Source organism: Wenzhouxiangella sp. 15190 (assembly GCF_003417465.1).
Taxonomy (GTDB): domain Bacteria; phylum Pseudomonadota; class Gammaproteobacteria; order Xanthomonadales; family Wenzhouxiangellaceae; genus Wenzhouxiangella.
Genome location: NZ_QVMV01000042.1, coordinates 70694 through 83459 on the forward strand (window position 1 = coordinate 70694; position 12766 = coordinate 83459).

Sequence of the window (12766 nt, forward strand, 5' to 3'; positions counted from 1 at the left end):
GCGGTCACCTGATCTTCATCGTGGCCAGGCCGGCCAGCACGAGCATGACCGAGATGATCCAGAAACGGACGATGACCTTGGGCTCGGGCCAACCCTTGAGTTCAAAGTGGTGATGGATCGGCGCCATGCGGAAGATGCGCCGACCGGTCAGCTTGTAGGAAGCGACTTGCAGGATGACCGACAGGGTTTCGATGACGAAGATGCCGGCCATCACCACGAACACGATTTCCTGGCGCACCGCTACGGCGACCAGGCCGAGTGCCGCTCCCACGGCCAGGGCGCCGACATCGCCCATGAAGACTTGCGCCGGATAGGTGTTGAACCATAGAAAGCCCAGTCCACCACCGGCCAGTGCCGAACAGAAGATGGCCAACTCGCCGGCCCCAGGGATATAGGGCATGGCCAGGTAATCGGCGAACACGGTGTTGCCGGTTGCATAGGCGAAGATGCCCAGGCCGGCGGACACGAACACCGCCGGCATGATGGCCAGGCCGTCGAGACCGTCGGTGAGGTTGACGGCATTGGACGAGCCGACGATCACGAAGTAAGTCAGCACCACGAAGCCCAGACCCAGCGGTAGCGCAATGTCCTTGAAGAACGGCACGAACAACTGGGTATTGGCTGCCACGTCCGCGGTGAGGTACAGAAACACCGCCACGGCCAGCGCTGCCAGAGACTGCAGGCTGTACTTCCAGCGCGCCGACAGCCCTTCACTGTTCTTGTACTTGAGCTTGCGCCAGTCATCGACGAAGCCGATTGCGCCGAAGGCCGAGGTCACGAACAGCACCATCCAGATGTAGCGATTGGCCAGGTCGGCCCACAACAAGGTCGAGATGATCAGCGCGATGAGGATCAGCGTTCCGCCCATGGTGGGCGTGCCCGCCTTGGTCAGGTGCGATTCCGGGCCGAGTTCGCGGATCGGCTGACCGATCTGGCGCTGGGTCATGTGCCGGATGAACAGCGGCCCGACAAGCAACGAGACGATCATGGCGGTCAGCGCGGCCATCACGGTCCGGAACGTGATGTAGCCGAACAACGCGACATCGGCCATGAGTACGTGATCGAGCAGCCAGGTCAGCATGGACTCGCCTCCCTCAACAGTCCCTCGACGACGCGCTCCATGCCCATCGAGCGGGAACCCTTGACCAGGCAGGTCACGCCGGCATGCAGTTGCGACGAAAGCGCTTCAACGAGCGAGGTTTTGTTATCGAAGTGGCGAGCGTCGCCTCCGAACGCGTCGGAACTGGCACGGGCCAGCTTGCCCACGGTAAACAATCGACGGACGCCAAGATCGCGGGCGGTCTGGCCCATCTCCGCGTGCAGCCGCTCGCTGTCCGGGCCGAGTTCGCCCATGTCTCCGAGCACCAGCCAGTGTTCTTCGCCACCCATTTCGGAAAGCGCCTGGAGGGCGGCATACAGCGAAGCCGGATTGGCGTTGTAGGTGTCGTCAACCAGCTGCCAGCCGTCCGGATGACGACGGAACTGCAGTCGCCCGGGCAGGCTTTCCATGTTCGAAAGCGCATCGGCAATGCGCGCCACCGGTACGTCCAGGGCAGTAGCCACTGCAGTGGCGGTCAGGGCGTTGTAGAAATTGTGCCGGCCCGGGAGCGGCGGCTGGAACTCGAAGTCGTCCGCCGGCGTGTGGACCCGGCCGATTCCGCGTGCGAGAACACCGGAGACGTTGGCCGCGCCGTCGATACCAAAACTGATGATGCGGCGGTCGCCGGCCAGTTCGCGCCACAGGGGCGCATGCTCATCGTCGGCATTGATCACGGCCGCGCCTTCGGCCGGCAGTGCCGAAAACATCTGTCCCTTGGCGCGCGCCACCCCTTCGAGGCTGCCGAACCCCTCCAGGTGCGCCGCGGCCGCATTGGTTACCACCCCGATCGAAGGCTTGGCCAGTCCGGCGAGATAGCCGATATCGTCGGGGCCATTGGCACCCATCTCGATGACGGCGAAACGATGGGAAGTATCCAGCCGAGCCAGGGTCAGCGGTACGCCGAGTTCGTTGTTGTAGTTGCCCTGCGTGGCCAGCGTCGGACCCTGGCTCGCCAGGATCGCAGCCACCATTTCCTTGACCGTGGTCTTGCCGTTGCTGCCGGTGATACCGATGACGGTCACATCGAGTCGCTCTCGCCAGGCCCGGGCGACAATCCCCATGGCTGTGCGCACGTCTTCGACCACCAGTTGCGGCAACGCGTCGTCGACCGGGCGGGCGACCAGCGCCGCCGCGGCGCCGTTCTCACGCGCCTGGCCGATGAAATCGTGGCCGTCGTGGTGCTCACCGGGCAGCGCGCAGAAGAGATTACCGGTCTCGATGCACCGCGCGTCGTGGCTCATGCCGCGAATCTCGGCGTCCTCGCCGGCCACGCGACCCTGCACGAAGGCCGCCATTGCCGAAAGCGTGAACTGCATCATGCCGCCACCCCCAGCGCTGCGCGCACGCTGACGTGGTCGTCGCAAGGCAGGCTCTCGTTGCCGACGACCTGGTCGGTCTCGTGCCCCTTGCCGGCCACGAGCACGATATCCCCCGACTCCCCGCCGGACAGCGCATGCGCAATTGCCCCGGCGCGATCGCGGATCACGATCGAGCGCTGCGGCTGCTCCATGCCGGCCTGGATGGCTCGGATGATCGAAAGTCCGTCTTCACCCCTCGGGTTGTCGTCGGTGAGCACGATTCGGTCGGCCAGGCGCTCGGCGATACGACCCATGCGCGGTCGTTTTTCGCGGTCGCGATCGCCGCCGCAGCCGAAAACGCACCACAATGTTCCGGCACCGAGTTCGCGCGCACTGATCAGGGCCGTCTCCAGCGCATCGGGCGTGTGGGCATAATCGATGATGGCCAGCGGCGCGCCGTCGCGACCGATGGGTTCCATCCGGCCCGGCACCGGTTCGAGCCGCGACAGTGCAGCGGCAATGGTCTCGGGATTCCGTCCGCGCTCGGCCAGTTCGGCGGCCACGATCAGCAGATTCCACAGATTGACCCGCCCCAGCAGGCTCGAGCGTGCCTCGAAGCGGCCGCAGGAAAGCTCGAACTCGGCCGACAGGCCGCTCATATCGGCACTCAAAAGCTTCGCCTTGGCCCGGGCGTCGGGATGGTCGGCCAGCGAATAGCCGACAACGCGGCCGCGGCCGGCAAGCTTTCCGACCAGGGATTTACCGAAATCGTCGTCCAGGTTGATGAGCTTTCGCTCGCTCTCGAAGTCGGTAAAGAGCCGGGCCTTGGCAGCACCGTAGCTCGCGCGGTCGGCATGATAGTCGAGGTGGTCGTGACCCAGCATGGTGAAGATCGTGCTGGAAAACGACAGGCCGTCGATCCGGCCCTGGTCAAGTGCGTGGGAAGAGGCCTCCAGCACGACCCGCTCAAAACCCTGCCGGGCCAGTTCGGCGAGTTGACGGTAGACGCTGAAGATATCGGGCGTGGTCAGCGACCCGGATTGCTGCCGCCCCGGGCTCCCACAACCCAGGGTGCCGATCATGGCGCCTTCGAGCGCCTGGGCGAGCAGCCACGCGACCGAGGACTTGCCGTTGGTCCCGGTCACGGCCACCAGATCCAGGCCGTCGACGATCTCTCCCCAGAAGCGGCGGGCCAACGCGGGAAGGTGATCGGCAAGTTCGGGAATGGCCAGATCCGGAAGCCCGAGATCTTCGGGCGAGGCCATCCGGCCGTCGTGAACGACCGCCACGGCGCCCTTGTCGCGCGCCTGGTAAACGAATTTCATGCCGTGTTCCGCGGCGCCGGACAGGGCCACGAACAAATCGCCCGGCTGAACGCGGCGGGAGTCGAGACACAGCCCCGAAACGGCCGGCCATTCGCCTGCCGGCAGTGCTACCAGCCCGTCGAAGAGTGCCTGCATGTTCAACAGCCGATCACTCATGGGGTTCCTCCACGCGGGCCATCAGCAGGCCGGGATCGTCGGGCGGCACGTTGAACAAGCGCAGACCGGCAGCCATGACGTCGGAGAAAAGCGGCGCCGCGATCTGGCCGCCGTAGTATTCCTCGCCCGAGGGGTCGTTGACGACGACCACGGCGACGAGCTCCGGATCGGACACCGGGGCGAACCCGGCAAAGCTGGCGACGTAACGATCGCCATAAGCGCCTGCGGCTGCCTTGCGCGAGGTGCCGGTCTTGCCGGCAACGCGGTAACCTTCGACCCGGGCGGCCTGGCCCGTGCCCTCGGGACCGGTAACGGTCTCGAGCATGCCGACGAGCTCCTGTGCCAGGTTGGGATCGAGCACCGAATGTGGCGGATTGTCCGAATCGGCCATGAAAGTGGGCTGGCGCAGGCGGCCGCGATCGGCGATGGCGCCCATGGCACGCGCGAGCTGCAAAGGCGTAACCGAAAGGCCATAGCCGTAAGCCAGCGTCGCCTGCTCGAGCTTGCGCCAGCGCTCATAGTCACGCAGCACGCCGGCCGATTCACCCGGGAAACCCGTACCAGCCACGGAACCGAAGCCGAAACGGGAGTACATGCTCCACAGGTGTCGGGCATCCATCGACAGCACCAGCTGCACCACGCCGACGTTGGAGGACTTGGTCAGAATCTGCTCGACGGTGAGCTCGCCGTAGTCGCGCACGTCGCGAATGTCGTGGCCGGAGACGTTGATCACGCCCGGCGAGGTATCGACCACCATGTCGCGCTGCGCAATGCCGGCTTCCATGGCTGCGGCCACGGCAAAGGGCTTCATCACCGAGCCGGGCTCGAGCACGTCGGTCATTGCCCGGTTGCGCAGGCCTTCGGAAGGAATGCGTGTGGCGGCATTGGGATTGTAGGAGGGATAGTTGACCATGGCGAGGATCTCGCCGGAGTCGACATCGAGCACCACGACCGAACCCGAGCGGGCACCGTACTCCATCACCGTGGTCTTAAGGTCGCGGAAGGCAAGGTACTGCAGCCGGCGATCGACCGTCAGCTTCAGGTCACGGCCGGGGCTGGCTTCACGGATGAGCTCGACGTTCTGGACCACGCGGCCGAAGCGGTCCTTGATTACCCGCTTGGCGCCGGGCCGGCCCTGCAGCCAGTCGTTGTAGGCGAGTTCCAGGCCTTCCTGGCCGACATCATCGATGTTGGTGAAACCAAGCACCTGGGCACTGACCTCGCCGGTCGGATAGAAACGGCGGTACTCACGCTGCAGGAACACACCGGGAATCTCGAGCTCGCGGATTTTTTCGGCCAGGTCGGGATTGAGCTGTCGTCGCAGCCAGACGAATTCGCGATTGGCGCGCTGGGTCAGGCGGCGCTCCATGTCCTCGGCATCGGCATCGAGCAGGCTGGCCAGCATCGGGATATGGTCGGCGGCCTGCAGCAGTTCGCCGGGGTGGGCCCAGACCGACTCCACGGGCGTGGAGACCGCCAAAGGCTCGCCGTTGCGATCGAGTATGCTGCCACGCACGGTGGGTACCGACACTTCGCGCAGGTAGCGCGCCTCGCCCTGGCTCTGCAGGAATTCAGTCTCCATGACCTGAAGATTGACCGCACGCGCCACCACCGTCACCGCCGCCAGCAACATCAGGCCGGCGGTGATCCACACGCGCAGGGTGCCCCGATTGTTCGGCATGTCGGTCATGGCGAGGTCACCAGAATTCGAACGTCTTCGGGCGATTCCATATCCAGGTCGTCCCGCGCCTGGCGCTCGACCCGTCCGGCATCGCCCAGCCAGGCCTGTTCGAGTTGCAGGCGGCTCCATTCCACGCGGGCGGTATCACGCTCGGTTTCGGCTTCCTGCAGGGCGACGAACAACTGGCGCGACTCATGGCGCAGCACGACCACGCCGACGGCGCTGGCCAGCACGGCCGCGGTCAGGAACAGAAGAAGCAGCCAGCGAATCATGCCGCCTCCCCGGCCGTCTTTTCGGCCGCACGCATGCGTGCGCTGCGGGAGCGCCGGTTAAGCGCCATCTCGTTCTCGTCAGCCTGGATCAGGCCGTCGATGAGCTTGAGACGCGGTACGAACGCTTCCGTCGCGGGCAAACGGCGGCTCGCCGGCGGCGGCTTGGCGGCCTTCGCGAAGCGGCGCTTGACCAAGCGGTCCTCGAGCGAATGAAAACTGATAACGACAAAGCGCCCCCCGGGGGCAAGCAACTCGATACCCTCGTCCAGTGCACGCTCGAGCGCACCGAGTTCATCGTTGATGAAGATGCGAAGTGCCTGGAAGGTGCGCGTGGCCGGGTGACGGGGCGAGGGCGGACCCGGCACGGCATCGCTGACGATCGCGGCCAGTTGCGCGGTCCGCTCGATGGGCGCGGTCTCGCGCGCTTGCACGATGGCACGGGCGATGCGACGGCCGAAACGTTCTTCACCGAATTCCTTGATCACTCGGGCGATTTCCGACTCGTCGGCCCGGGCAAGCCATTCGGCCGCCGACTCGCCGCTGTCGGGATCCATGCGCATGTCCAGCGGGCCGTCGTGTTGGAAGCTGAAACCGCGCTCGGGATCATCAAGCTGGGGAGAGGAAACGCCGATATCGAGAAGAAGGCCATCGACACGGCCGGTCAGGCCGAGCGCGTCGACGATCGAACCGATCTCGGCGAAATTCGCCCGCCGGATCGTCACCCGGCCGTCATCGTCGTATTTCGCGCGGGCATCGGCAATGGCCTGTGGATCACGGTCTGTTACCACCAGTCGCCCATCCTCGCCGAGCCGAGCCAGCATCGCAGCACTGTGCCCGCCCCGGCCGTATGTGCCATCGACGTAAACGCCATCGGCACGAATCCTCAATGCATCCAGTGCCGGCCCTTCCAGGACCGGGACATGTTCTTGGTCCGTCGCCATGAGCCTAGAGAACCAGTTGTGCCATTTCTGGCGACGCCTGCTCCTGGATCTCTCGCTCCTCGGCAGCACGGCGTTGATTGAGGATGTCCTCGTTCCAGATTTCGAATCGTTGTCCCATGCCCATGAAGACAACGCGTTTTTCCAGTCCGGCCACTTGCCTGAGCGTGGCCGGCATCAGAATTCGGGAATTGGCGTCCAGTTCAAGTTGTGTGGCCGACCCCACCAACCGGCGTTGCAGGCTGCGGTGGCTGGGATTGAAGGTGGACAGCCCCATCACCTCGTCGCGAATCCGCTCCCACTCCGGATGCGGATACAACCACAGGCAACCGGCATCGAAAGCGGAGTAGGTGAGCACCAACCGGTTGTCGCAATCTGCCTCGAGCGCCTCGCGGTAACGCGTCGGTACCGCCAGGCGGCCCTTCGCGTCCAGATTGATTGCGGTTTCACCAAAAAACACGGCTCAGCACTCGCTTCCACTCCAATACCACTAAATCCCACAATTTCCCACTTCGCGCCACCATAGCCCTGGGGCGACAGAGTGTCAAGCAGTTTCAGGGGGTTGGAGCGGGGTGCTGGTTGGCTGGTGGGCTGGCTCGGCAATGATATCGGTTGCCCGCCATCCTGCCGCGGCGAAGCCGCCCGGCAATGCGGCCAGTAGTCGAACTAGCCAACCAGGAAACAAGCGAACCAGCCAACATCGGCCCACTGTGCCGCGGCCGAGGCGGGCCGCCTCCGGCTTTGGAGATCAGTTCACGATGCGATAACAGGGCTGGTACGGCTTGTCACCGGGGAGTTTCATGCGGTGCTGGTCGACGAAACGCCTGAGCAGGTCGTCGAGGGCGCGGAGGACGGCCGGTTCGCCCTTGATCTCGAACGGGCCGTGCTCGCGGATGGCGCGAAGGCCGTTGGGCTTGACGTTGCCGGTAACGATACCCGAGAACAACCGGCGCAGGTTGGCGGCCATTTCGTGCACGGGTAGTTCAGGAGAGATGTCCAAAGCGGCCATATTCCCATGGGTGACTTCGAACGGCTCCTGGAAAGCCAGATCAGACTTCAGCAGCCAGTTGAAATAGAAAGCGTCGTTGGTGTCCACGCGCCACTGTCGTACCCGTTGCATGCCCTCGGCCATGTGACGGGCCACGGCAACCGGATTGTCGATGATGATGCGGTAGCGATCTTGTGCTTCTTCGCCCAGGGTCAATCCGACGAAGCGGTCGATCTCCTCGAAGTAATCGCGGGCCGACTCGGGGCCGGTAAAGATCAGCGGAAACGGCATCTCCTGGTTCTCGGGGTTGAGCAGCACGCCGAGCAGATAGAGGATTTCCTCCGCTGTTCCCACGCCCCCGGGAAAGACGATGATGCCATGCCCCAGGCGCACGAAAGCCTCGAGACGCTTCTCGATGTCGGGCATGATGACCAGATCGTTGACGATCGGATTGGGCGATTCGGCGGCGATGATGCCGGGCTCGGAAACACCGATATAGCGACCGGGCAGCGTTCGTTGCTTGGCGTGAGCGATGGTCGCACCCTTCATCGGCCCCTTCATGGCACCCGGCCCGCAACCGGTGCAGATATCCATGCCGCGCAGCCCCAACTGATACCCGGTTTCCTTGGTGTAGTCGTATTCCTCGCCGCTGATCGAATGCCCGCCCCAGCAAACGATCAACTGTGGATCGATGTCCGTATCCAGCAACTTGGCGTTGCGCAGAATCTCGAAAACCGTATTGGTGATGCCGTCGGAGCTGTCGAGGTCGAAATAAGGACTGGGGTGAATCTCGGTATGAAAATAGACGATGTCACGCACCACTGCCGAGAGCAGCTCGCGAATGCCGCGAATCATTTCGCCGTCGACGAAGGCACAGCCCGGGGCATTTTCCAGGTCGATGCGCATTCCGCGATTGACCTGGTGGACTTCGATCGTGAAGTCCCTGTAGGTCTCCAGCATCCGCTCGGCGTCGTCGCCCTGCTCTCCGGACGTGAGCACGGCCAGTGCGACCTGGCGCAGAAGTTCGCCCACCTCTTCGGTGGCATCGGAAAGACGCGCGACTTCGGCGCGAGACAGAACGTTCAGGCTTCGGGCCGGATACACGCGTGTCGACACTGTGTCCTTGAGGCATTCGTTTCTGTTTTCGGCGGTGCTGCTCATCAATTCTCTTTCAAGTTGCTTGAACGCTCATTATGAACCCCGTAAACAGGAACGGCCAGCACATTGGCTGGCCGTTCCGTTCGAGGCCCCGGCTGAAACGGATACTCGATCTGTCTACGCCAACTGATCAGAAATCATAGCGCAGGGTCAAACGGATTTCGTAGACCGAGCGAGACCGCGAAGTGAACGCGGTGGGGTCATCGTCGAAATCGTTGTAGCGGTAGACGCAGTCTCCAGCGCTCTGGCAGACCTGGCGCGGCTGGTCGCCGGTCAGCGCTTGGGCACCGTCGATGCCGTTGGCGGCCACGTCCGCGGCCGAAACCAGATCGGCCTGGACGATGTTGGCCTGACCAAAGAATGGACCGTTGGTATAGCGACCCCAATCGTCGTTGATCAGGTTCAGGAAGTTCTCGATATCGAGCACCAGCTTGAACCGGTTATCGCCGACGAAATTGTCCAGGCCGGGTATACCCGGGATTTCCTGCTGGAAGCGCAGATCCCAGATGCTGTTCCAGTCATTGGACGTGGACGAGTACGGGTCGTGAATCTCACCAGTCGGGATGCTGTTTTCACGGATGTACTGGGCAAAGCCGTCGACATCGAAGCCCGAACCGTAGACCACACGCGGGTCCCCGTTGAGGTCCGGAATGTAGAGCGGGAAGTTGTCGAACGGATCCTCGCCCAAGCCGGCACGGCCAAACATGACGTTGTCGTCATCCACATCGAAGGAGGTGCCAAACACGTCACCCTTGAACACACGCCCGAACACGTCGACGCGCGTGGCATAGTCGCCGAGGAATGCCCGCTCGTAACCCAGGTTGAGCTTGAACGTGTGTTCGATCTGGAACGGCGAGATGCGCGGCCCCGGGTTGTTCTTGTCGGTGGTGAACTGCCCGTTCCAGTTGGAGATGCCGCGCGAGGAAGTGCCCTCGGAAACGATCTCGGCATCCTGGTAGGCGTAGCTGAAGTTGAAATTCAAGCCACTGTCGAAGTACTTGGCCAGGGCCAAGGAAACCACGGAACTCTTGGAGCCACTGATGTTACCCAGCTGAGTCAGGTTGGGGATTCCCAGATCGTCCAGGTCTGCGTAAATCGGACGACCGTCCGGCGCGACACCCAGCGGCCGGGATTCCTCGAGCTCGGTGTGCGCAAGATTTTTCCAGACGAAGCCGTCACGCGCTTCGGTGTAGAGCCACTGCGCAGTAAAGCGATAGTCATCGCCCAGGTCAAAGCCGCCGACCTCGAAATCGAACGCCTGCTCGTAGCGCAGCGAAGCCTTCCAGTCCGACGGCGTGTCGAAGTCCTCACTGATATAGTCGATCGGCATGGCTGTGCCCTGTGAGACCTGATCGAGCAGCTGCTGCGGCACCTGGGTGATATCCACGTTCTGCACGTTGGCCGCGAACGCACCAAATGTGGGGTTCTGGAAGGCATTGGAGGTCCAGACCTTGGGGTCACCTCCAGCGTAGAGGCCGAAGCCGCCGCTGATGCTGGCCCGATCCCACGGTCGCCAGAAGAAGCCGATGCGCGGCATGATCAGGTCGTTGCCGTCGATGTTGTTGCTGGTATCGACGCCGTATCGATCGAATACGGCCTGACTGAATTGGGGCGCATCGCTCTGATCAAAGCGCTCATAGCGCAAGCCGTAGCTCAGCTCGAAGTCAGAGGTGACCGACCAGGTGTCCTGCACGAAGAAAGCCCAGTGATCGTAACCCCATTGAGCGGCGCCCTGCTGGGCGTCGTTCGAGGAAACGTTGCTGTAGAACACGTCGGCGGTACGATTGACCAGGTCGTCGTAGCTGTCGAACTGGAAGTCGCCGTTGGAGAACGGGATGAAAGCGTTGAACAGATCGTACTGCTGGTACTCGGTACCGAAGGTGATCAGGTGATCGCCCATGAAATATTCACCGGAGGCGAAGACCTGGAGACGCTCGTCATCGAAGGCATTGGCGTGGCGGAAGTTGTCGCAGCCAGCGACGAAGCTGTTGCCGCTATCGGTAAGCAAGCCCTCGAGCGGGCTACCTTCAACGCTGTCGAGGTCGAAAAAGTCGAGCGAGATCTGCCCGAACTGGGTACCGGCACGGCAGTTCTGGCCGCGAACCTTTTCCGTGTAGTTGACGCGCAGATTGGTCGAGAAGTTGTGAGTCCAGTCCGAGAAAAATTCAGCGGTGTAGGCCTCGATCGACAACGGAATATCGTACCAGGCGGACTCGAATTCATCGGCGCCAACGCTGGTGTCGTTTTCTTCGGATTTCTGGTAGGTCAGCGACAAGCGCTGGGTGTCGGTAATGTTCCAGTCGACCTTGGCCAGCGTGCGCTCGGAGGTTTCCGGCACATTGATGACTTGCGGGCGGCCGCCCGGATCGAAGCCGTACGTGTCCTGGATGGCCTGACGGGCCGTCTCGAAAAAGGCCGGATCGACGCCGTTGAACCGGTCGGAGTTAGTGAAGTCCACCGGAGATGCGTTTTCGTATTCATCGTAGGAAACGAAGAAGAACAGCTTGTCCTTGACGATCGGGCCGCCCAGAGTGAAGCCATATTCCTCTTCCTCGAACTCACCCGGGTCGAACGTGCCGCCGTCAAAGTCCTCGCCAATCATTGAATCGTCCTGATAGGCGTAGTAGAGCGAACCGTCGAACTCGTTGGTTCCGGACTTGGTGACCACGTTGACCAGGCCGCCGGTGAAGCCGCTGGAGGTCACCGAGTAGTCGGAGGCGACCATGGTGGCCGATTCCACGGCGTCGAGGTTGATGGGCGAACGCGTCGTGGCGTAAGTGCCATCGGACAGGCCGAAATCATCCTGCTGCAGCGAGCCATCGATGGAAAAGGCATTGAAACGCGGATTAGCGCCCGCCACCGACATGATGCCGACTTCCTCGCTCTGAACCAGCGGGTCACGGGCCAGGGTGGAAATCACATCACGATCCGCCGACGGCTGATTCTGAATGTCGCGCGCACTGAACGTCGAACCGACGCCGTTGTTGAGCGCCATCGCATCGGCAATCGCGGTGCCGACTACCTGGATTCTATCCATATCGCCACCGGCTTCGCCCAGGGTAAACACCAGCGGATCCTGCGAACCCGGCTCGAGGAAGATATCGCCTTCCCGCTCAACCTCGTAGCCCTCGGCCTGGACCGTGATCTGATACGGACCGCCAACGCGAAGCCCGCTTCGGAAAAAGCCGCCCGTTTCGCCGGTGTCTGCCTCAGAGACGGTCCCGGAAGGCAGGTGAATAATCTGAACGGTGGCGCCGGATATGGCGTTGCCGCCCTCGGTCAGCACACGACCGCGAATATCGGCAGACGTACTCTGGGCGAAGGCGTCGGTCGCCGGCAGGCTGACGAGCGCCAGCATGCCGAGCACCATGAACGCCGACCAGACGCGCGAAAACCGCGAAAAGTCTACAAGTTTCATGAAGTTACTCCATTGGGTGACATTTTAAGGATCCAATCCACTTCAAGGCACAGCGCGCAGCCCGTTACCTCGACGAGTGCGGCATATTCTAGAAACCCTCGATGACGCCAGGATTACAGCATTTTAACTTTCCGGCAACACCGCGACAACTATCCGAGCAATCTCGCGCGACCGGATACAGCAATCCCTCATCGTCCGCTCTTTCATTCCCCGTTGCCGCGCCCCTTGACTGACTCCGAAGAGATCCCGTCACGGACTCGACAACGGGCCCAACTATACGCGCAACGCCGCCGCGATTCGAGAGGCTGGTCCCGCGCATTATTCGACTCGCGTTCAAATGCCGCCCCGTGTCGGGAAAATGCCGCTTCCAGGCAGTCCTTTCCAATCCAGAGATGAGCCTGAAGGGGCGAAGTGATTGAGGTTCGTCAGGCGG

At 62.7% G+C, this 12766-nt stretch carries 9 protein-coding genes; all 9 read right to left on the minus strand.

The features are described 5' to 3' along the window. Window positions 1-4: 4 nt before the first annotated feature. The 9 genes from mraY to DZK26_RS11065 all read right to left on the minus strand — a co-directional run bounded on the left by mraY (window position 5) and on the right by DZK26_RS11065 (window position 12333). Window positions 5-1081 (minus strand): phospho-N-acetylmuramoyl-pentapeptide-transferase, encoded by a 1077-nt coding sequence (gene mraY / locus DZK26_RS11025; protein WP_116896868.1) that lies wholly within the window; start codon window positions 1079-1081, stop codon window positions 5-7. Continuing rightward, window positions 1075-2463, minus strand: a complete 1389-nt coding sequence (gene murF, locus DZK26_RS11030) for a UDP-N-acetylmuramoyl-tripeptide--D-alanyl-D-alanine ligase (RefSeq protein ID WP_258870799.1) — start codon at window positions 2461-2463, stop codon at window positions 1075-1077. The genes mraY and murF overlap by 7 nt, the downstream gene beginning before the upstream one ends. After that, complete coding sequence (locus tag DZK26_RS11035; RefSeq protein ID WP_116896866.1) at window positions 2415-3878, minus strand: UDP-N-acetylmuramoyl-L-alanyl-D-glutamate--2,6-diaminopimelate ligase; 1464 nt, start codon at window positions 3876-3878, stop codon at window positions 2415-2417. Before DZK26_RS11035 ends, murF begins: the two co-directional genes overlap by 49 nt. Next, window positions 3871-5568, minus strand: a complete 1698-nt coding sequence (locus DZK26_RS11040; RefSeq protein WP_116896865.1) for a penicillin-binding protein 2 — start codon at window positions 5566-5568, stop codon at window positions 3871-3873. Before DZK26_RS11040 ends, DZK26_RS11035 begins: the two co-directional genes overlap by 8 nt. After that, window positions 5565-5831: a cell division protein FtsL gene (gene ftsL, locus DZK26_RS11045; protein ID WP_116896864.1), complete on the minus strand. Its 267-nt coding sequence runs from the start codon at window positions 5829-5831 to the stop codon at window positions 5565-5567. Before ftsL ends, DZK26_RS11040 begins: the two co-directional genes overlap by 4 nt. Then, entirely contained in the window at window positions 5828-6772 is a 945-nt protein-coding gene (rsmH, locus tag DZK26_RS11050; protein WP_116896863.1) for a 16S rRNA (cytosine(1402)-N(4))-methyltransferase RsmH, read from the minus strand. The genes ftsL and rsmH overlap by 4 nt, the downstream gene beginning before the upstream one ends. Window positions 6773-6776: 4 nt before the next feature. Continuing rightward, window positions 6777-7229, minus strand: a complete 453-nt coding sequence (gene mraZ / locus DZK26_RS11055) for a division/cell wall cluster transcriptional repressor MraZ (RefSeq protein WP_116896862.1) — start codon at window positions 7227-7229, stop codon at window positions 6777-6779. Between the two features lie 288 nt (window positions 7230-7517). Further along, window positions 7518-8918 (minus strand): nucleotide 5'-monophosphate nucleosidase PpnN, encoded by a 1401-nt coding sequence (ppnN, locus tag DZK26_RS11060; RefSeq protein WP_116896861.1) that lies wholly within the window; start codon window positions 8916-8918, stop codon window positions 7518-7520. A 127-nt stretch (window positions 8919-9045) separates the two neighbouring features. Further along, window positions 9046-12333, minus strand: coding sequence for a TonB-dependent receptor (locus DZK26_RS11065; protein WP_220336972.1), 3288 nt, complete (start codon window positions 12331-12333; stop codon window positions 9046-9048). Window positions 12334-12766: the final 433 nt, after the last annotated feature.

Coding starts and splice junctions, on each gene's coding strand:
- DZK26_RS11035 (WP_116896866.1), bottom strand. CDS start 3,878: ATGAGTGATCGGCTGTTGAACATGCAGGCACTCTTCGACGGGCTGGTA.
- DZK26_RS11040 (WP_116896865.1), bottom strand. CDS start 5,568: ATGACCGACATGCCGAACAATCGGGGCACCCTGCGCGTGTGGATCACC.
- rsmH (WP_116896863.1), bottom strand. CDS start 6,772: ATGGCGACGGACCAAGAACATGTCCCGGTCCTGGAAGGGCCGGCACTG.
- ftsL (WP_116896864.1), bottom strand. CDS start 5,831: ATGATTCGCTGGCTGCTTCTTCTGTTCCTGACCGCGGCCGTGCTGGCC.
- mraY (WP_116896868.1), bottom strand. CDS start 1,081: ATGCTGACCTGGCTGCTCGATCACGTACTCATGGCCGATGTCGCGTTG.
- DZK26_RS11065 (WP_220336972.1), bottom strand. CDS start 12,333: ATGAAACTTGTAGACTTTTCGCGGTTTTCGCGCGTCTGGTCGGCGTTC.
- ppnN (WP_116896861.1), bottom strand. CDS start 8,918: ATGAGCAGCACCGCCGAAAACAGAAACGAATGCCTCAAGGACACAGTG.